The organism is Pseudomonas sp. LAP_36 (assembly GCF_019456785.1).
GTDB lineage: Bacteria > Pseudomonadota > Gammaproteobacteria > Pseudomonadales > Pseudomonadaceae > Aquipseudomonas > Aquipseudomonas tritici.
Genome location: NZ_JAHZMS010000005.1, coordinates 306369 through 324307 on the forward strand (window position 1 = coordinate 306369; position 17939 = coordinate 324307).

Sequence of the window (17939 nt, forward strand, 5' to 3'; positions counted from 1 at the left end):
CAGCCCCTTAAATCCACAACTTCTTGAAGTCACGCCCGCCATAGATCAGGTTGACCATTGCGCGGGTCACCATGATGGCCGTGAACATCGAGGTAAAGATACCGAGGGACATGGTCACCGCAAAACCCTTGACCGGGCCGGTACCCATGGCGAAGAGAATCCCACCCACCAACAATGTGGTCAGGTTGGAGTCGAGAATCGCGGTAAATGCCCGGCCGAAGCCTTCGTTGATTGCACGCTGTACGGTCATGCCATTGGCGATCTCTTCACGAATCCGCGAGAAGATCAGCACGTTGGCGTCTACCGCCATACCCATGGTGAGCACGATACCGGCGATACCCGGCAAGGTCAGCGTAGCACCCAGCAGCGACATCAGCGCCAGCAGCATGATCATGTTGCCCGCCAGGGCCACGGTGGCGATGACACCGAAGAAGCGGTAGATGGCAATGATGAACAGGGACACGAACAGCATCCCCCACAGGGACGCATCGATACCTTTGGTGATGTTGTCCGCCCCCAGGCTCGGGCCGATAGTACGCTCTTCAGCGAAGTACATCGGCGCAGCCAGGCCACCGGCACGCAGCAGCAAGGCCAGTTCCGAGGATTCGCCCTGGCCGTTCAGGCCAGTGATGCGGAATTGAGCACCCAGCGGCGACTGGATGGTCGCCAGGCTGATGATCTTCTTCTCTTCCTTGAAGGTCTGTACCGGTACGTCTTTCTCTACGCCGTTGACCATTTGCTTGGCGTAGGTGGTGATCGGACGTTGCTCGATGAAGATCACCGCCATGCTGCGACCGACGTTGCTGCGCGTGGCGCGGCTCATCAGTTCGCCGCCGTGGCCATCCAGGCGGATGTTCACTTCAGGGGTACCGTGCTCGCCAAAACCCGCCTTGGCGTCAGTCACCTGGTCACCGGTGATGATCAAGCCACGCTCGATCAGCGCTGGAGGACGGTTACCTTCGCGGAACTCGAACTCTTCGGAAGTGGCGCGGGTAGCACCCGGCTCAGCCGCGAGGCGGAATTCCAGGTTGGCGGTTTTACCCAGGATACGCTTGGCTTCAGCAGTGTCCTGCACGCCCGGCAGTTCCACCACGATGCGGTTGGCACCCTGGCGCTGAACGATCGGCTCGGCCACACCCAGCTCGTTGACGCGGTTACGTACCGTGGTCAAGTTCTGCTTGATGGAGTATTCACGGATTTCCGCGATCTTGGCCGGGCTCATCGCCAGGCGCAGTACAGCCTGGCCATTCAGGTCAGCCGGTACGATGTCGAAATCGTTGAAGTTTTTGCGGATCAGCGCACGGGCCTGCTCGCGGGAAGCTTCGTCAGAGAAGCCCAGCTGGATGGCACCGTTGAGCTGCGGCAGGCTGCGATAACGCAACTTCTCTTTACGCAGCAGGCTCTTCACGTCGCCTTCGTAGACTTTAAGACGCGCGTCGAGGGCTTTGTCCATGTCCACTTCCAGCAGGAAGTGCACACCACCGGACAAGTCCAGACCCAGCTTCATCGGGTGCGCGCCAATGCTGCGCAGCCATTGTGGCGTGGTCTGTGCCAGGTTTAATGCAACGACGTAGTCGTCACCCATGGCCTTGCGCACGACATCTTTAGCCGGCAATTGGTCTTCTTGCTTGGTCAGGCGCAACAAGCCGCCTTTCGAACCAGCCGCCAAAGTTGCCGCTTTAACCTGAATGCCCGCGTCAGTGAGCGCTTTGCTCGCACGGTCCAGATCAGCCTGATTGACCTGCAGCGAAGTGCTGGCGCCAGAGATCTGGATCGCAGGGTCATCAGGATAGAGATTGGGAGCGGAATAAATAAAACCGATCGCCAGCACCGCCAGGATCAGTACGTATTTCCACAGAGGGTATTTGTTCAGCATCACGCCGCCCGCTTATAACGCGGGGCGCCTTGCGCGCCCCGTCGATTGGTAAAGGTTGTTACTTAGATCGCTTTGAGCGTGCCTTTTGGCAGCGTGGCAGCGATGGCGCCCTTCTGGAACTTCATTTCTACGGTGTCGGAGACTTCCAGCACCACGAAAGCATCGGAAACCTTGGTGATCTTGCCAGCGATGCCGCCGGTGGTCACAACTTCGTCGCCTTTCTGCAGGCTGCCCAGCAGGTTTTTCTGCTCTTTGGCGCGCTTGGCCTGTGGGCGCCAGATCATCAGGTAGAAGATGACCAGGAAGCCGACCAGGAAAATCCACTCGAAACCACCGCCCATAGGGCCGGCAGCAGCAGGCGCAGCGGCGTCAGCCATGGCGTTAGAGATAAAAAAGCTCATTTAGCACTCCAGTTGCAAATAGTGAATCTTAGGGTCGGAAAACTCAGTCCAAGGGCGGCACAGGGAGCCCGCGCTTGGCATAGAAGGCATCGACGAAGGCGGCCAATGTACCCTGTTGAATAGCCTCGCGCAAACCAGCCATCAGGACTTGGTAATGACGCAAATTGTGGATGGTATTCAACATGCTACCCAGCATTTCCCCGCACTTGTCCAGATGGTGCAGATAAGCACGGGAGAAGTTCTGGCAGGTGTAGCAATCACAGGTGGGATCCAGCGGCGAATCATCATGGCGATGGAACGCGTTACGGATCTTCAGCACGCCTGTATCAATGAACAGATGCCCATTGCGGGCATTACGGGTTGGCATCACGCAATCGAACATGTCCACACCGCGGCGCACACCCTCTACGAGATCTTCCGGTTTGCCAACGCCCATAAGGTAACGAGGTTTTTCAGCGGGCATCAGGCCCGGCAGGTAATCCAGCACCTTGATCATCTCGTGCTTGGGCTCGCCCACCGACAAACCGCCGATGGCCAGGCCGTCAAAGCCGATCTTGTCGAGGCCCTCCAGCGAGCGTTTACGCAGGCTTTCATGCATGCCGCCCTGGACGATACCGAACAACGCCGCCGTGTTGTCGCCGTGGGCATTCTTCGAACGCTGGGCCCAACGCAGGGACAACTCCATGGAAATCCGCGCGACGTCTTCGTCAGCCGGGTACGGCGTGCACTCGTCAAAAATCATCACGATGTCGGAGCCCAGGTCGCGCTGCACCTGCATCGACTCTTCCGGGCCCATGAACACCTTGGAACCGTCGACCGGCGAGGCGAAGGTCACGCCCTCCTCCTTGATCTTGCGCATGGCGCCCAGGCTGAACACCTGGAAACCACCGGAGTCAGTGAGGATCGGGCCTTGCCACTTCATGAAGTCATGCAGGTCGCCATGCTTCTTGATCACTTCCGTGCCCGGGCGCAGCCACAGGTGGAAGGTGTTGCCGAGGATAATCTCGGCACCGGTGGCGACGATGTCGCGCGGCATCATGCCTTTAACGGTGCCGTAGGTACCCACTGGCATAAAGGCCGGGGTCTCGACGGTGCCGCGTGGAAAGGTCAAACGGCCGCGGCGAGCTTTACCATCCGTGGCCAGCAATTCAAACGACATACGACTCATGATTGTTCCTCTGGGCCGCGCGGCGCCGGATTGCGGGTGATAAACATCGCATCACCGTAGCTGAAAAAACGGTACTCGTTAGCGATGGCGGCTTGATAAGCGGCCATGGTTTCCGGGTAACCGGCAAATGCCGACACCAGCATCAACAGTGTGGATTCCGGCAAATGGAAGTTGGTCACCAGGCAATCGACCACATGGAACGGCCGGCCTGGGTAAATAAAGATATCGGTGTCGCCACTGAACGGCTTGAGCACGCCATCACGCGCCGCACTCTCCAGCGAACGCACGCTGGTCGTCCCCACCGCCACCACTCGCCCGCCACGCGCCTTGCACGCGCTAACCGCATCCACGACGTCCTGGCCGACTTCCAGCCACTCACTGTGCATGTGGTGGTCTTCGATGTTATCCACACGCACCGGCTGAAACGTACCGGCCCCCACGTGCAGGGTCACATAAGCGGTCTCGACGCCCTTGGCGGCAATCGCATCCAGCAGCGGCTGGTCAAAATGCAGCCCGGCCGTCGGCGCAGCGACGGCACCGGGGCGCTGGGAGTACACCGTCTGATAGCGCTCGCGGTCCGCGTCTTCGTCGGGGCGGTCTATATAAGGAGGCAACGGCATATGGCCGACGCGCTCCAGCAGCGGCAACACCTCTTCGGCGAAATTGAGCTCGAACAGCGCATCATGACGCGCCACCATCTCGGCTTCGCCGCCGCCATCGATCAAGATGACCGAGCCCGGTTTCGGCGACTTGCTGGAGCGTACATGGGCCAGCACACGATGGCTGTCCAGCACCCGCTCCACCAGAATTTCCAGCTTGCCGCCGGAAGCTTTCTGGCCAAACAGCCGCGCCGGAATCACCCGGGTATTGTTGAACACCATCAGATCGCCTGGGCGCAAATGCTCAAGCAAATCAGTGAATTGACGGTGTGCGAGGGCACCGCTCACCCCGTCCAGGGTCAGCAGTCGACTGGCGCGACGCTCGGCCAAAGGGTGGCGAGCGATCAGCGAATCAGGGAGCTCAAAAGTAAAGTCAGCAACGCGCATGATGGGGTTCGTCTAGCAGGGCCGGGAAGTCTAGCGGAAATAGTGAAAATTGACCATGAAACGTGATTGACCAACGGTAATCTCATCTCTATACTTCGCCGCCATTGAGCCCTGATGGCGGAATTGGTAGACGCGGCGGATTCAAAATCCGTTTTCGAAAGAAGTGGGAGTTCGATTCTCCCTCGGGGCACCATCTTAAAGAAAGACCTTGAAATTCAAGGTCTTTTTTTTCGCCTGTAGAAAAGTGGGTGGCAAGCAAAATTACCAGTCGCCGCCTGCTCTACCTTGAAACACAGTCTCCTGTGGGAGCTGGCTTGCCTGCGAAAGCGCCAGCCCAAGCACCATCAAACCACCTGCCTTACACACCCACTGATTCCCCCTCCTCCACCACCCCATTCGGCAACATCCCATTCGCCAAATCATCCACCACCGCCTTCGCCATCTCCCCCAAATAATGCGCCGCCCAGGCGTGGCGATCTGCGCTGTTGTCCATGGCGGCATCCAATGCCAGCATTTTTGAACAATGGAGAAGCTCGGAGGCATGCTCCAGGGCATCGCGAATGGGTACGCCGGAATTCACGCGGAATAGGTGGCGAAGGTTGGGTTGTTTGCCGCAGGTGAAGAAGGTGATGACGCCGAGGCGTTAGACGCTCAAATCGAACGATTCTTCTCCTCGGCTCTGGCCTAAATTGGGAGTCATTCGATTTCTCAACAAACCTGGAGCCGAGTCGTTTTTTAAAGAAGGGCCTCGTGTTTTCGGGCGCCACTAAGCGCCCTGATAACCAAGAAGACGCATCATGGGTTGGCATACAACATTGGTGTAAGTGCTTATGGGACATTCGTATCGCGGTGTCTGGTTGCGAATGAAATGTTGCGGTCGAAGACCATGAAATGCAGTGGGGTGCGATAGTCAACGCGTATGACCCGACACGATAAGAAAGGGGTGTTCCGTAAGCGCACGCCAACTCACCTTGCGTAATTCAGGCCGGCACCCACTGATGCGGTAGCAGTTGGCAGATCTCATTGGCCCGTTGTCAGCACATCTTTGAGATAGGCATACGGATCAGCCCGTCGACATTCCGATGCAGCCTCTTGAGGGCGCTCGTCTTGTTTCAAATAATTGGCAACATTTACGAGGCTGTGCCAGCATCCGGCTACAAACGTTGGCAAGGAAGTTGAACAATGCTCGATGCTCTGGAAGGCACGCCACTCTGGGTTTACGGCGCATTTCTCTTGGTCTGCTACTACGGTTTGAGTGCCAGGAAAACCAGTCGTGAAAGTCAGCGGTCGCTGGTCATCACACCGGTTGTTTTGGTGATCTGGTCACTCCTTTCTCTTAGCTATGCGGACCGCGTTGAGTTGACCGTTGGCAGTTGGTTCACGGGAATGCTTTTAGGTGGCTTAGTCGCATTTGCACTATTTCCTCGACGCGGACTGGCTTTGGACGAGGAGGGCAAGCATCTGATCGTGCCTGGGACATGGAAAGTTCTTGGTATCTCGCTTCTCTTTTTTGCCGTGAAATACTTCATCGGTTATCAAGCTGCTGTACATCCAGAATTCTCGGCCACTGTGGAAATGCTCGTCCTTGCTGGTGCCGCATCAGGATTTACCGTCGGCTTGTTCTGCGGACGCACGGGTGTCTTCTACTTGGCGTGGCTTGCACTTCGAGATGTCCATGAAAGCAAACGCACTATTTGAACTCGCTCGTTGATACTCGATGCACGCTAATAGAGAGGATCGGACACGCTTTTGTACGCCGTATAGTGGCAATAATTTTTCGGTCAAAGGAATGGCTATGACCCCGTTAAGCGGCTTACCCATCGGTGCAATTGGCGATTTCGACATCGGAAATACCACTTCGCATTGCACGAAAAGGGAAGCGCCATGCGTGCAGGATGCAATGTTAGCGGCTACGCCTGAGCAGGTGGAAGCTATGCAGCATGCCTCCATCGCCCGTCTTGCCAAAACCGAAGCGGCCAGACCAGGCCTGGTGGCAGCGGGGATAAACTCGGACCGAAAGACTATGGCCGATGCCATGTATGAACTGATGGTTACCGATTTGCGGCCTGAGCTTGGACGCATCAAGGTGCCTGTCGAGGTCGTTTATGCCTACGACTCGCATTACTGCATAGAGGCGTCCCAAGTTGATGCAATGTTCCGTAACGCCTATGCCTCAACCCCAAACATCAGCTTCAGGCGCATTGACGGCAGTTTTCACTTCATCATGCTTGATCAGCCAGATTGTTTGCCGGTGCTGTCATCAAGTATCTGCCCCCCTGAGCGATAGCTTTTGGCCCAGAGCGGACAAGCACATCCTTACAAGTGATCGTCCCCCGCCCCTCACCAACTTGCAGGATCGTACAAGCTCTCCTTCCCCCTCCTTCGCTAACCTTGACCACCCTCACCCACCCGAGTCCCCGTCATGGTCCAGCCACAGCCTCCAACAAATCCCATAAACCTCACCCAAAAAGCCTCCCTCATCGACCAACACTGGAGCCCACGCGTCGTCGCCGAGATGAACGACTACCAATTCAAGGTAGTACGCATCGAAGGCGAATTCATCTGGCACTCCCACCCCGAAACCGACGAGGCCTTCCTGGTGCTGGAGGGCACGCTACGTATCGACCTCCCAAACGGCACGGTCTATGTAGCGCCAGGTGAACTCTACGTAGTCCCTCGCGGCATAGAGCACCGAACCGCCGCCGAAGGCGAAGCCAAGTTGATGATGATCGAGCCACGGGGCATCTTGAACACCGGGCATGAAGGCGGGGACCGTACCGCCGTGAATGATCAGTGGGTCTGAGGGTTGGCATTCCTTGAGGTCGCCAGTCCTTTCAAACCGTTATGATCTAGCGCCATCCTTCAAGGAAGAACCCGATCATGCCGCCGCGTCGCCAACGGCCTGCACATCACAGTCAAGGGCGCCGTCTCGGTCGGATTACCAGAGCAACCTCTACCTGGAAGACAGCGACACTTGCACCACCTACCGTGTAAGCCTCGAACAGGTCGAGACCCGACCGCCCTTGCCGAGCGGTCGGTAGGTTTATTTCAGTACGGCAATCAGCGCGCAGATAACTGGGATCGCCGGCGTAGGCTCAAGCTGGCTCGCGTGTTTGCTCTTCTACCGCCAACACGACATCAAGCGTATTGAGGAAGAGGTCATGGCTCAGAATGCCGGTGGCGATGGTCGACAAGACGGGCTTGCCGTTCTCGTCCTTGATCACTACGTTTTCGGTCCAGGCGTTGAGGTCTACCGTGCGCAGCGACGACATCGGCACTGTGTTGCCCTGGTACTCGAGGAAATCCCGGTTCACCACAATGGGCGACGTGGTGATTTTCAGGAAGTTGCCGGTCACTCGCTTGCCCCAGACCTGCTTGGAGTTGATGCAATTGAAGGTGACCGAACGGCCCGCCTCCAGCGCTTCTGCCACGGCCGGCAGGCGCGCGCGCACGTGTAGGTCACGGACCAGTTCCTGAAACTTCTGAAAGCCTTTGAGGGTTTCGATCACCCGATGAAACGGCTCTGCAGCATTGCGGCGATAGGCCAGGTTTGTGATCAGTCCGGTCAATACGGTTTGCCCGGAGCTGAACAGGTACAGGTCTTCAATTTCAGTAAACGGCGTGTAGTCGCGCTGCTCTTTGGTGATGCGCACGAGGCCGTGTTCATACACTTCGTAGTGGGTGTTGCGCAGTTTTTTTTGCCAAACGTAGATACCTACTATGCACAGCCCCACAACGGCCAACAAACCGCTGGTGAAATAAAACACGCTGTGTTGGCTGGCGAAATTCAGGGTTATGCCTCGGGACGTGTGAAGGCTAACCGGGCCGTCATTGCCCATCGGCACAATCGTGCTCAGGTAGAAGACGAATACGGCGAGGCCCAAAAGCGCAGCGGCCAATATCAGGCTGAAAATCAGGAAAGCTTTGCCTTGGCGGAACGTCGCGATCAGTTCGCCCGTGGTGGCTGGGGCATGAGTGGGAGATGGTTGCATGGGTGTTTGCGTCCTTGTCAGTGGGTAAAGTGCGGGCTGTCAACGCAGCGCCAAATGAGCCTTGTACCCGGTCATCTGTGTGACCGGGAAGCCTGGCACTGCGCGTAGGAACATGGCTAATTAATATCGTTCCTTGGTCGCCGCAACTTAATCCTCAAAACGTGTATTTGAAGCTCGTCATGAAGTTACGCGGCGCACCGTAGACGCTCCAGCTATCGGCGTAGGCGTAATAACTGCGATCAAACACGTTGTTGACGTTCAACGTCGCACTGAGGTTTTTACTGATTTCATACCGCGCCATCAGGTTGGTCAGCGCATAACTGCCTTGCTCAAACGTATGCAGATCCTGCCCTGTCTTGCTTTGCCAGTTGACCCCGCCGCCCACGGTCACTTTGTCGAACACGCCCGGCAGGCGATATGTGGTGAACGTCTTGAGGCTATGCCGCGGGCTGGTGGTGACGATGCGTTCGTCATCCTGGTTGGTACTTACGCTGTAGGCGTAACCCGCCGACGCTTGCCAGCCTTCGCTCAGTTCGCCGTTGAGTTCCAGCTCGACGCCTTGGGTGGTCGTTCCTTGCTCCAGGCGGTAGATGTCCGGGCTGCGCACGTAGACCGCGAGGTTGTCCTGGTCGATCTTGAAGAGTGCCAGGCTGGCGTTGAGTTTGTCGTCGTTGAAGCTCCCCTTGAGCCCCACTTCGTAACCGGTGCCTTCCTGCGGCTCCAGGGCTTTGTTGTTTTCGTCGTGGATGCCGTAGGCCTGCGGATTGAAAATCTTGGTGTAGCTGGCATATACCGACCACGTGTTGCTCAGGTCGTAGACGATGCCGGCATAGGGCAGGAACACACCGTTACGGGTTTCCTTGCTTTCGGTGTTCTGGGTCGGATCGGCGTATACCGTGACTTGGTTGTTGCGCTTCCAGTCGGTGACGCGACCGCCGAGGATGACGGCGGTGTTGTCGGTAACGTGGAAGCGTGAGGTCAGGTAGGCCGCGTACTGGTTTTCTTCGATGTGGGTTTTGCCCACGGGTGTGGTGTCCGGGCGGTTGGCGCCGCTGCCGTTCCAATTGAAGATGTTCGGCACGGTGCCGTTATAGCCGGTCCAGGGGCCAAACCAGCCGCCGTGGCTTGGGGTGTTTTCCTCGTAGCGCGACATCGTGACGCCGGCGATCAACTCATGCTCGCGCCCGAACAGGTTGAACGGCCCGGTGAGGTAGGCGTCGAGGTTGTTCTGCCGTGGCGTGCCGGACCAGCGGTTGGGATACAGGTAGGCGCCCTGCCCGGTGGCTTGGTCGATATCACCGTTCATGTAGTTGATCAGCTCATCGAACTCATTCTGGGTATGGCTGACTTCCACCTTGCCGCTCCAGCCGTTATCGAACTGATGCTCGATGGAGGTGAAGACATTGGTCTGCTTGCGGTCGTTGTAGGCCCAGTCCGGTGCGCTGTTGGCAGAGCGGCTGAAGTGGGTGCGGTTGCCGTTGCTGTAGAACATCTGGAAACCAGTACGCAGCGGGTCGTTGACCTGGTTGTTGATGTAGCTGAAACCCACCGTGAGCATGGTCGCTTCGCTGAGGTCGAACTCGGAAATGCCGTAGACCAGTTGGGAGTCGGTGTTGACGCGGTCGACCCAGGAGTTCTGTTTCTTGTAGTCCACCACCAGGCGCCCGCGGATATTGCCGCTGTCGTTCAGCGGCCCGGACACATCAAAACCGGTGCCGTAGCGATCCCAACTGCCGGCCTCGCCGGTGATGCTGGCTTGGGCCTCGGCGGTAGGACGCTTGCGGATCAGGTTGATGGTCGCCGAGGGCGTGCCCGAGCCGCTGATCAGGCCGGTGGCGCCGCGCACCACTTCAACGCGGTCGTACATTGCGGTGTTTTGCGTGGTGTTGTCCAGGCGCGCCGAGGTGGGTACGCCGTCGATTTCGAAGTTGTTGATCTGGAATCCACGGGACCAGTACGTATCGTTCTCTGCACCCACACCGACGCGCAGTACGGTGATGCCCGGCGTGGCTTCCAGCACTTCGGTGAGGTTGGTGAGCTTCTGGTCGTCGAGGCGCTGGCGGGTGATGACGGTGAGCGATTGCGGGGTTTCTTTCTGGGTCAGGTTCAGCCGCGTCGAACTGCTGGACGAGTAGGTGGTGTACAGCCCGGTACCTTCGGTGGTGGAGCCCGGCGCCATGCCGGAAATCGACACCGCGCCCAGTTGCAAGGCGCCGCCTGCGCCAGGCTGTAGTTGATAGCGCCCTTCGCCGGTCTGCACCACCGTCAGTTCACTGCCCGCCAATAACGTTTGGAGTGCCTGCTCAACCGTGTAGCTGCCACGCAGCGCCGGGCCAGACTTGCCGGCGGTCAGCGCAGCATTACCGGCCAGGTAGATACCGGCCTGCGCGGCGAGCTGGTTGAGTTGATCGGCCAGGGCGCCGGCGGGCAGATCGTAGGTCTGGACGCTCGACTGTTCAGCGGCTACCGCCTGTGGCGCCATGCTCAGGTAGGCGGGAATCGCCAAGGCGAAAGCGATAGCCAGCGTTAAAGGTTGTGGTGAGTTACGCAGGAATGAGGACATAAAACAGTTCCGGTCGAAGGAGGCATCAAGCCGTTGTCCTTCTCTAATTCGAATGAAAAATCAAAACCGGAAGCCTGAATGCAAAAAAAACCGTCAGCGCGGAACCACCGTGGTCCACCAGGCAAATCGATGCTCGATGCGCACGGGCAGTACCTGCTCAAGCATGGCCAGGACCTGATCGGTGTCTTGCAGCGGGTAGGTGCCCATCACCCGGAGATTGGCGACCTGTGGATCGATTCCCAGATGGCCATGGCGATAACTGGCCAGTTCACCGATAAAGTCCTCCAGACGCATATCGTTCGCCATCAACACGCCCTTTGCCCAAGCCTCACGCCCCGGCTGCGCGCGTTGCGTTGCGGCCAGACGCTGTCGGTCGAAGGTAACGCCCTGCCCGGCCGGCACGATGCGGGTTTGATGGGTATCAACGCAGGTCGCCTCCACGCTGCCTTCAAAGACATTGAGCAAGGTGCGGCCGTCCTGTTCACGCACGCTGAATCGTGTACCCAGCGGACGCAAGCGGCCGTGGGGCGTATCGACAACAAAAGGCCGGCTGTCCTTGCCGGTGTTGATCAGGATTTCGCCGCTGTAGAGCTTCAACTCGCGCTGGCCGGCGTTGAAGTTCACATCCAACGCCGTGCCGCTGTTGAGCCAGATGCGCGTACCGTCGGCTAAAAGCTGCTCGCCCAGCACTGTGGTGCTCGTATGGAAATCCGTATTCCAGGCCCCCGGTAACCAACGCTGCTGCCAACTGCCCCACCCCAGCAACGCGCCACCCATGACCACCGACAACCCACGCAACACCTGACGCCGCGAACGCTGGGAATGGCGCAAATTCTCCAGCGTCTTATTGGCCCCCGCGACATCTTCCTGCAACGGCGCAAATCGTTGCCCTACGCGTGCGACATAGCTCCAGGCCAGGCGATTGGTTTCACTGTGTCCATGCCATTGGCGCCAGGCCTCATGCAGTGGCAAGGCGTTGGGCTCGGCACTCAGGCGGGCGAACCAGTCAGCGGCTTGTTGCAGGGTGGCATGGTCGAGGCCGCCGGGCTGGGTGTTCATGACAAGGCACCGTCCAACTCGGCCTCCAGCACCATGCACTGGAACATGGCCTGGCCGATGTATTTGGTGACGGTGCGCTCACTCACGCCAATGCGCGCCGCGATTTCGCGATAGCTCAAGCCCTCGATCTGGGCCAGGCAGAACGCCTCGGACACCTTGGCCGGCAAGCGATCGAGCATCGCCTGCAAATGCACCAGAGCCTCCAACACCAACGCGCGGTGTTCTTCCGACGGCGCGCATTCCTCAGGTCGGCTCGCCAACACCTCAAGCCAGGCTTGCTCCACCTGCTTGCGTCGGAAAAAATCCACGCACACATTGCGTGACAAGGTGCTGAGGTACGCACGCGCGTGCCCCTCGCTGCCAAATTCGCGCGGATGGCTCAACAGCCTGACAAAGACATCGTGAGCCAGCTCGGCGGCATCACTGACATTGCCGAGTTTTCTGGCCAGCCAGCGTTGAATCCAGCCGTGATGGGCCGAATACAGGCTGCCAACGCTGAAAGGTGCGGCGACGGACTCGGGAAGCGGGGGCATACAAAGCCCTACGAATAAGAATTGTTCCCAATGGTAATGAGAAAAAGTGGCCACCACAACGAGCAAAAGCGACCGCACCGCAACAGACGGCATACAGCCCCGGGTCTTTTTTTTCAGCCATAGAACAGGGATCATCGCCGTCCCCCCAAAGCCCCAGGAACCGAGACCATGGAATTGACGCTGGAAGCGGTTGCGCTCTTCGCACTGAAACTGGTGCACGAGACGGACGGCGGCAGCCCGCTTTTGCGCGATGATCTGGTGATGGATGGGTATGAGCGGGAGGTGTTTGGGTTGTTGGTGCGGCAGGAGAATTTGGCGGTTATTCAATCCAAAATAGCGGAATGTGTTGATCAAGCACTGAGTGCATTGGGCGGGGCCGACACGGTAATGGGCCGCGAACTGCAGAGGCTGGCAGCTGACGTGCAAAACGCAGATCAGCTCGATGAACTGCGTGCACCGCTAACCAACCTCAGGGATTACCTCAAAGACATCCAGTAGGCGAACCTACCGCCGCCCTTCCACCGCCATACGCACCGCCAACCCCATCAACACCGACCCCATCAACCAGCGCTGCACTACCTGCCAGCCCGGCCGGGTGACGAAAAACACCGCGATGGAACCCGCCAGAGTAGCGATCACCGCGTTGACGCTCACGCTGATAAAAATCTGCGTAAAGCCCAGCACCAGCGATTGCGCCAGCACACTGCCGTGGCCATTCGGGTCGATGAACTGGGGCAGCAACGACAAGTACATCACCGCAACTTTGGGGTTCAGCAGGTTGGTCACCAGGCCCATCGTGAACAGCTTGCGCGGGCTGTCCATGGGCAACTCCCGCACTTGGAACGGTGAGCGCCCACCCGGCCTGATCGCCTGCCAAGCCATGTAGGCCAGGTACAACGCACCGCCGAAACGCAGGGCATCGTACGCAAACGGCACCGCCATGACCAAGGCCGTGATCCCCAACGCCGCGCACAGCATGTAAACCAGAAAACCCAACGCCACGCCGGCCAGGGAAATATACCCGGCGGTGCGGCCCTGGCAGATCGAGCGGGAAATGAGGTAAATCATGTTCGGGCCGGGCGTCAGTACCATGCCGAGGGAGATCAGTGCATAGGCTAGCCAGCTGGACACTTCAGGCATGGTTTGGCTCCTGGAGGGTTGTTCCGTCGACGCGAAACATTTGGTCAACGTTGTAGGGTTGGACGCTATGGTAGGGCGTTCAAAATGCGTGCGTTAGATACAGATCCGCGAGCAAAACGGCATACACCCAAGAGGCAGGCACATGATCGACTTCAACAACAAAGGTTTCTTCAAGCTCAAGCAAAACAACGAATACGCCGAACACGTCACCGCCCTGTTGCTGGACGGCGAAGAAGTAGTCGACGCGTACAAGGCCATGCGCGATGGCGTGGTGTTTACCACCAAGCGGATTATCGCGGTGAATGTGCAGGGGATTACTGGCAGTAAGAAGGACTTCACGTCGCTGCCGTACAAGAACATCGTGGCGTATTCGGTGGAGACGTCCGGGACATTTGATCTGGATTCGGAGTTGGAGATTTACTTTTCGTCGCTGGGGAAGGTGAAGTTTGAGTTCACGGGGAAAACTTCCATAGTCGAGATCTCCAGGCTGATCTCCAAGCATCTGCTGAGCTGACCTTGGCGTCCCAAGGCCTTTTCGCTGCTTAAACAATTCAACAGATGTTTCCGGATTAAAATATCGGAGGGGGCGGTACGACGATTCGACTTGCCCCCGATAGCACCTACCCGTATGAAACCTACAGCATGATCTCATAAGGCCCAAGCACCTTACTGGTCTGCACCAACCCTTGCCGCATCAGCATCTCAAGATAACCTTCCCCATCCATCGAAGGACGCGCCAACGCCCGCCTCTGTTTCTGCGCCGCAGCTAATACCGCTGCCTGATCCAAATGCCAAAGGTCCGATATAAAGTCATCCGGATGCATCGGTTCTATGTCATAACCTGCCAACACATGTGCGGGGAAGTCCTTCAAATTAAAGGTCACGATGACTTCAGCCTTACTCCGAATGGCTGCAGCCAGCACATGACGATCATCCGGATCAGGTAAGTCCAAGCTTGATTACCAACGCGTCCGGTATGGCCTTGTCCATCAACGCAGAGATATTATTCACCCGATCCGGAGTGAGGTCTGGTCGGTTCTTAAGCACATTACGTTTCCACTCCTCATGTATCTGACGGGTCCACCGCGCTCGGTACAGGCCAGATAAACCAAGCCACATCAGCAAATCCCGCAGTGCTGCCGGGTAAAGAACACAAGCGTCGTATACGGCCGTGAAAGGCGAACACCTCATTCGTCATACCCCAATCCCAACTCCCGAGTCTGCCGCACCAGTTCCTCCATTGCGTCCTGACTTTCCTGATCTCGCCGCTGCTTGAACGCCATCAAATCCGAAAACCGAATTCGCCGATGCCGACCCGTTTTTGTAAAAGGAATAGCGCCCTCCTCCAGCATCTTGACCAGATGCGGGCGTGAAACGTTAAGCAGGTCGGCAGCCTCCTGCGAGGTCAATTCGGCATGCACCGGCACTACCTTGACGGCATTGCCGATAGCCAACTCGCCCAGGATATCGACCAGCAGGCGCAACGCTGAGGTTGGAAGTACGAGCGTGTGGGGTTTGTCTTCCTTGTCGAAGATGTCGATGCGCTGGGTTTCAAATTTGGTCGACAGCAGCGACGCCAATTCGCGCTGGCCTTGCACGGCGGCTTCGACTTCTTTTTCCAGTGGAAGAATCGTTTTGGGGAGGTGGTTGGTGATCATGATGCAACTCCGGCGTTACGCAATTCAGTTGAGACCAACGCTAAACGAAACAAACGAAAATCGCAATATTCGAAACAGATCTACTGACTCACGCACCAGTCTACTTTTCCCACACCGACCACCGAATTAAGCCGACATCGGCTTCTGATTACCCCTCGTAGGCTCACTCCCTCGCACAAGGAAGTGAGCCGGTCATGTCAGAACGCTTTTATCCCCCCACTGAAGAAGAGTTACTCAAACGACGGGTCCTGACTCCCCAGCCGTCGCGTGTGCCGTATTCGCCGTCTGTTGATTATTTCGAGCCATCCCCCGCCCCAGCACCTACGCTAGCCAAACCTCCCGGCTGCGTTTTTATCAAGCCCTGCCAACTGCCTGACGGCATCACCCATTACTTCAATCCCGCCGGGTACGTCCCGTTGGAGCTGATCAAGGAGTACGGCCATTTAAGCCTGTTGGGTGGCCGCGAAGTGGACGGTAAGGGCGTGGTTGCCTTGCGCAAGATCAGCGGCAGCGCACTGCCCGTTGGCTTAGGGCAGTTGGCGTTGCGTTCGGCGGTATTCGAGTCAGCAGCCACCGCCGTCGGCTCAGTAGCCGGTGGCTTGTTGACGGGTTTGGTGGCGCTGGCTTGGCCATCGGAGCTGGGTGATAGCGCGCTCTACAGCGAAGAGCAATTGCGTTCAATGCAACGGGCGCGCTCGCAGATGCGGTTGCATGTCGAGCAACGGGAAGACGGCACGCTCAAGGGGTATGGGTTTTACACGGGTAACAATCCCGACTGGCAGATGATTGATGTGGTGCAGTTCCAACGCCGTGCCGATCAGTTTGTGGCGGATTTGGGTGAAGGGGTGGAGCTGATCTGGACGCCCGCTATTGATCCTAGTGAAACGTTAGGTATTCCAGCCTTGGAGGCTGCACCGCAAGCGCCGGTGATCTGGATTTACCCGCCGACGGAGAAGGCCGCGCAGATTCTGGTGAACCCGATTTATCCGCCGGAGTATCGGGATTTTATTCTGGTGTTCCCGGTGGAGTCGGGGGTTCGGCCGCTGTATGTGGTGGTGAGTGTTAAGGCAGGTGATCACAAGTACCACAAGCCGCCTAATACTGAACAAATAACTGGCTTTGAAAACCTGATAAAAGCAAAACCCATGACTCCCAGACAGGGTGGTACCGGGTTGAGAGAGCGTTGGATTGAGGAAAAAGGCCGGAGAATCTATGAATGGGACTCTCAACATGGGGAGTTGGAAGTTTATCTAGCAAGTGATGGGAGTCATCTAGGTGCGTTCAGCCACGTAACCGGCGAGCAGCTAAAAGGACCGAAGAAAAAACGAAATATCAGAAAATACCTATGAGGGCTACATGGGACTAAAAGTGAGATTGGAATGGTTCGACAGAACCACAGAACGGCTGAGCGGAACGGAGAACTCAGCAGACTTAGGAGATGACTACTCCGTGATTTCTAAGCTTGGGCTGTCGGCAGATGAAGACGTCAATAATGGCATGTTTGAACTGCGGAGGGAGTGGCTACCACTCATACAGGCACATTTCTCTCATGAAATTACTCTTTCAGAAAACGATTACTTCATCGCGTTTGATTACGAAGATGCAAACGAATAAGACAAACTTAAAGAGTTCAGCTTCATGCGCAAACTGTCACTGACAAACAAAAAAATCCGCAACATCCCCAGGCATCTCAGAGCCCTGACCCGCTGGGCAGATAGCTTCGAAGGCTGCTTTTACGAAAAGTTACCGTCGCAACCCGACTACGTAAACGTAAGAATCCCCGTTATCGAAAATCTTGTTGAAGGTTATCAAACCACACCGGGAATTCTGGCGCATTGCGCTCAACAGTTGATCAAAGTAGCAGGCCATCTGGTTGAAGCGCGATCAGACGATGACCCCGAATGCTGGATTGTCGCCTGCATTATGGTCCCGGACATGTTCTCAAGCCGTGTTTGTATCTATACCGACAAAGCCCGCTATCTCGGACACACCCAACCCTTCGACTATGAGTACTTCCGCCAAACCCGCATTACCGGCCGAAGCCTTGCCAGCAAATGGGGACTGACAGTTCCGCCGGGGCTTCACGAGGTTGGCTTTCATTTTGTCCATGAGGACGAAAAAGGAAACGTCTTCGAGTCAGAGCATTGGTACTTCGGCGAAGTCAGCACGGCCGATGAGGCCACTGGCGGAGAGCGCTGGAAGTATCAAACCTTCCGGTCCTTCCAAGCGCAGCATACGCATTTGTTCGGTCTGTCCGCTTAACCTTCTTTCGCCTCGCGCCCCTACCCCCAATCAACACCCGATTCACCGGATCAGTAATATCAGACACCTGCCGCACATATGCCGAGGAATCGAGTTTGAACATGAACTCCCCCAGACACCTTTGCCTTCTACGGAGCAAACCGTGCTCATCACCAGCACACAGCTGTAATAAGACACCACAGAGCGCCACGCCTCCCCGTTACGTCTTCACCAAAACCGTCGCAATTACCGATTGAGAGAG

General features: G+C 57.1%; 18 protein-coding genes, 1 tRNA gene and 2 pseudogenes. 9 read left to right on the forward strand and 12 right to left on the reverse strand.

Translation table 11 applies throughout. The features are described from left to right. Positions 1-7: 7 nt before the first annotated feature. The 4 genes from secD to queA form a co-directional block, all read right to left on the reverse strand. Entirely contained in the window at positions 8-1876 is a 1869-nt protein-coding gene (gene secD / locus JBO08_RS18545) for a protein translocase subunit SecD (protein ID WP_220074403.1), read from the reverse strand. Positions 1877-1938: 62 nt separating this feature from the next. After that, the gene (gene yajC, locus JBO08_RS18550; RefSeq protein WP_003175975.1) at positions 1939-2277 is read right to left on the reverse strand and encodes a preprotein translocase subunit YajC; all 339 of its coding nucleotides are present in this window, start codon (positions 2275-2277) and stop codon (positions 1939-1941) included. Positions 2278-2320: 43 nt separating this feature from the next. Continuing rightward, on the reverse strand, positions 2321-3436 hold the full coding sequence (gene tgt / locus JBO08_RS18555) for a tRNA guanosine(34) transglycosylase Tgt (protein ID WP_175403018.1): 1116 nt from the start codon (positions 3434-3436) through the stop codon (positions 2321-2323). 5 nt (positions 3437-3441) lie between these two features. Continuing rightward, positions 3442-4491 (reverse strand): tRNA preQ1(34) S-adenosylmethionine ribosyltransferase-isomerase QueA, encoded by a 1050-nt coding sequence (queA, locus tag JBO08_RS18560; protein WP_220074404.1) that lies wholly within the window; start codon positions 4489-4491, stop codon positions 3442-3444. A gap of 108 nt (positions 4492-4599) precedes the next feature. Between queA and JBO08_RS18565 the strand changes: the two genes are divergently transcribed. Continuing rightward, positions 4600-4684 (forward strand) — tRNA-Leu (locus JBO08_RS18565). Positions 4685-4849: 165 nt separating this feature from the next. On the opposite strand, the gene JBO08_RS18570 is transcribed toward JBO08_RS18565, so the two are convergent. Next, entirely contained in the window at positions 4850-5122 is a 273-nt protein-coding gene (locus JBO08_RS18570; protein ID WP_220074441.1) for a DUF3077 domain-containing protein, read from the reverse strand. A gap of 551 nt (positions 5123-5673) precedes the next feature. Here JBO08_RS18570 and JBO08_RS18575 point away from each other — a divergent pair. The 3 genes and pseudogenes from JBO08_RS18575 to JBO08_RS18585 all read left to right on the forward strand — a co-directional run bounded on the left by JBO08_RS18575 (position 5674) and on the right by JBO08_RS18585 (position 7294). Then, positions 5674-6189: a hypothetical protein gene (locus JBO08_RS18575; RefSeq protein ID WP_065874514.1), complete on the forward strand. Its 516-nt coding sequence runs from the start codon at positions 5674-5676 to the stop codon at positions 6187-6189. A gap of 190 nt (positions 6190-6379) precedes the next feature. Next, positions 6380-6771: pseudogene (locus JBO08_RS18580) on the forward strand (alpha/beta fold hydrolase); the annotation flags it as partial. 142 nt (positions 6772-6913) lie between these two features. Next, positions 6914-7294, forward strand: a complete 381-nt coding sequence (locus tag JBO08_RS18585) for a cupin domain-containing protein (protein ID WP_065874513.1) — start codon at positions 6914-6916, stop codon at positions 7292-7294. 292 nt (positions 7295-7586) lie between these two features. Here the strand turns inward: JBO08_RS18585 and JBO08_RS18590 are convergent, their stop codons facing one another. The 4 genes from JBO08_RS18590 to JBO08_RS18605 form a co-directional block, all read right to left on the reverse strand. Beyond that, on the reverse strand, positions 7587-8483 hold the full coding sequence (locus JBO08_RS18590; RefSeq protein WP_220074406.1) for a hypothetical protein: 897 nt from the start codon (positions 8481-8483) through the stop codon (positions 7587-7589). 154 nt (positions 8484-8637) lie between these two features. Beyond that, the gene (locus JBO08_RS18595; protein ID WP_065880746.1) at positions 8638-11046 is read right to left on the reverse strand and encodes a TonB-dependent siderophore receptor; all 2409 of its coding nucleotides are present in this window, start codon (positions 11044-11046) and stop codon (positions 8638-8640) included. Positions 11047-11139: 93 nt separating this feature from the next. Beyond that, complete coding sequence (locus JBO08_RS18600; RefSeq protein ID WP_220074407.1) at positions 11140-12105, reverse strand: FecR domain-containing protein; 966 nt, start codon at positions 12103-12105, stop codon at positions 11140-11142. Further along, positions 12102-12638: a sigma-70 family RNA polymerase sigma factor gene (locus JBO08_RS18605; protein WP_065874510.1), complete on the reverse strand. Its 537-nt coding sequence runs from the start codon at positions 12636-12638 to the stop codon at positions 12102-12104. Before JBO08_RS18605 ends, JBO08_RS18600 begins: the two co-directional genes overlap by 4 nt. 168 nt (positions 12639-12806) lie before the next feature. Between JBO08_RS18605 and JBO08_RS18610 the strand changes: the two genes are divergently transcribed. Further along, on the forward strand, positions 12807-13136 hold the full coding sequence (locus tag JBO08_RS18610) for a hypothetical protein (RefSeq protein WP_065910283.1): 330 nt from the start codon (positions 12807-12809) through the stop codon (positions 13134-13136). A 6-nt stretch (positions 13137-13142) separates the two neighbouring features. Here the strand turns inward: JBO08_RS18610 and JBO08_RS18615 are convergent, their stop codons facing one another. Continuing rightward, positions 13143-13778, reverse strand: coding sequence for a LysE family translocator (locus JBO08_RS18615; protein WP_220074408.1), 636 nt, complete (start codon positions 13776-13778; stop codon positions 13143-13145). Between the two features lie 142 nt (positions 13779-13920). Between JBO08_RS18615 and JBO08_RS18620 the strand changes: the two genes are divergently transcribed. Continuing rightward, positions 13921-14292 (forward strand): PH domain-containing protein, encoded by a 372-nt coding sequence (locus JBO08_RS18620; protein ID WP_220074409.1) that lies wholly within the window; start codon positions 13921-13923, stop codon positions 14290-14292. Positions 14293-14413: 121 nt separating this feature from the next. On the opposite strand, the pseudogene JBO08_RS18625 reads toward JBO08_RS18620, so the two are convergent. Both JBO08_RS18625 and JBO08_RS18630 read right to left on the reverse strand, forming a co-directional pair. Next, positions 14414-14969, reverse strand: a pseudogene (locus JBO08_RS18625) (PIN domain-containing protein). Next, positions 14966-15436, reverse strand: coding sequence for a helix-turn-helix domain-containing protein (locus JBO08_RS18630; protein WP_065890007.1), 471 nt, complete (start codon positions 15434-15436; stop codon positions 14966-14968). Before JBO08_RS18630 ends, JBO08_RS18625 begins: the two are co-directional and overlap by 4 nt. Positions 15437-15630: 194 nt before the next feature. On the opposite strand from JBO08_RS18630, the gene JBO08_RS18635 reads away from it, so the two are divergent. The 3 genes from JBO08_RS18635 to JBO08_RS18645 are packed head-to-tail and all read left to right on the forward strand — an operon-like array spanning position 15631 to position 17698. Continuing rightward, entirely contained in the window at positions 15631-16785 is a 1155-nt protein-coding gene (locus JBO08_RS18635) for an S-type pyocin domain-containing protein (RefSeq protein WP_220074410.1), read from the forward strand. A gap of 7 nt (positions 16786-16792) precedes the next feature. Beyond that, positions 16793-17050, forward strand: coding sequence for a colicin E3-like toxin immunity protein (locus JBO08_RS18640; RefSeq protein ID WP_065880742.1), 258 nt, complete (start codon positions 16793-16795; stop codon positions 17048-17050). Positions 17051-17074: 24 nt separating this feature from the next. Further along, positions 17075-17698 (forward strand): DUF3916 domain-containing protein, encoded by a 624-nt coding sequence (locus JBO08_RS18645; protein ID WP_065945785.1) that lies wholly within the window; start codon positions 17075-17077, stop codon positions 17696-17698. The last annotated feature ends 241 nt before the right edge of the window (positions 17699-17939 follow it).

What these genes read in the sequence shown, in the direction of transcription:
- secD (WP_220074403.1), bottom strand. Translation starts at nt 1,876, where the DNA reads ATGCTGAACAAATACCCTCTGTGGAAATACGTACTGATCCTGGCGGTG.
- yajC (WP_003175975.1), bottom strand. Translation starts at nt 2,277, where the DNA reads ATGAGCTTTTTTATCTCTAACGCCATGGCTGACGCCGCTGCGCCTGCT.
- tgt (WP_175403018.1), bottom strand. Translation starts at nt 3,436, where the DNA reads ATGTCGTTTGAATTGCTGGCCACGGATGGTAAAGCTCGCCGCGGCCGT.
- queA (WP_220074404.1), bottom strand. Translation starts at nt 4,491, where the DNA reads ATGCGCGTTGCTGACTTTACTTTTGAGCTCCCTGATTCGCTGATCGCT.
- JBO08_RS18575 (WP_065874514.1), top strand. Translation starts at nt 5,674, where the DNA reads ATGCTCGATGCTCTGGAAGGCACGCCACTCTGGGTTTACGGCGCATTT.
- JBO08_RS18585 (WP_065874513.1), top strand. Translation starts at nt 6,914, where the DNA reads ATGGTCCAGCCACAGCCTCCAACAAATCCCATAAACCTCACCCAAAAA.
- JBO08_RS18590 (WP_220074406.1), bottom strand. Translation starts at nt 8,483, where the DNA reads ATGCAACCATCTCCCACTCATGCCCCAGCCACCACGGGCGAACTGATC.
- JBO08_RS18595 (WP_065880746.1), bottom strand. Translation starts at nt 11,046, where the DNA reads ATGTCCTCATTCCTGCGTAACTCACCACAACCTTTAACGCTGGCTATC.
- JBO08_RS18600 (WP_220074407.1), bottom strand. Translation starts at nt 12,105, where the DNA reads ATGAACACCCAGCCCGGCGGCCTCGACCATGCCACCCTGCAACAAGCC.
- JBO08_RS18605 (WP_065874510.1), bottom strand. Translation starts at nt 12,638, where the DNA reads ATGCCCCCGCTTCCCGAGTCCGTCGCCGCACCTTTCAGCGTTGGCAGC.
- JBO08_RS18610 (WP_065910283.1), top strand. Translation starts at nt 12,807, where the DNA reads ATGGAATTGACGCTGGAAGCGGTTGCGCTCTTCGCACTGAAACTGGTG.
- JBO08_RS18615 (WP_220074408.1), bottom strand. Translation starts at nt 13,778, where the DNA reads ATGCCTGAAGTGTCCAGCTGGCTAGCCTATGCACTGATCTCCCTCGGC.
- JBO08_RS18620 (WP_220074409.1), top strand. Translation starts at nt 13,921, where the DNA reads ATGATCGACTTCAACAACAAAGGTTTCTTCAAGCTCAAGCAAAACAAC.
- JBO08_RS18630 (WP_065890007.1), bottom strand. Translation starts at nt 15,436, where the DNA reads ATGATCACCAACCACCTCCCCAAAACGATTCTTCCACTGGAAAAAGAA.
- JBO08_RS18635 (WP_220074410.1), top strand. Translation starts at nt 15,631, where the DNA reads ATGTCAGAACGCTTTTATCCCCCCACTGAAGAAGAGTTACTCAAACGA.
- JBO08_RS18640 (WP_065880742.1), top strand. Translation starts at nt 16,793, where the DNA reads ATGGGACTAAAAGTGAGATTGGAATGGTTCGACAGAACCACAGAACGG.
- JBO08_RS18645 (WP_065945785.1), top strand. Translation starts at nt 17,075, where the DNA reads ATGCGCAAACTGTCACTGACAAACAAAAAAATCCGCAACATCCCCAGG.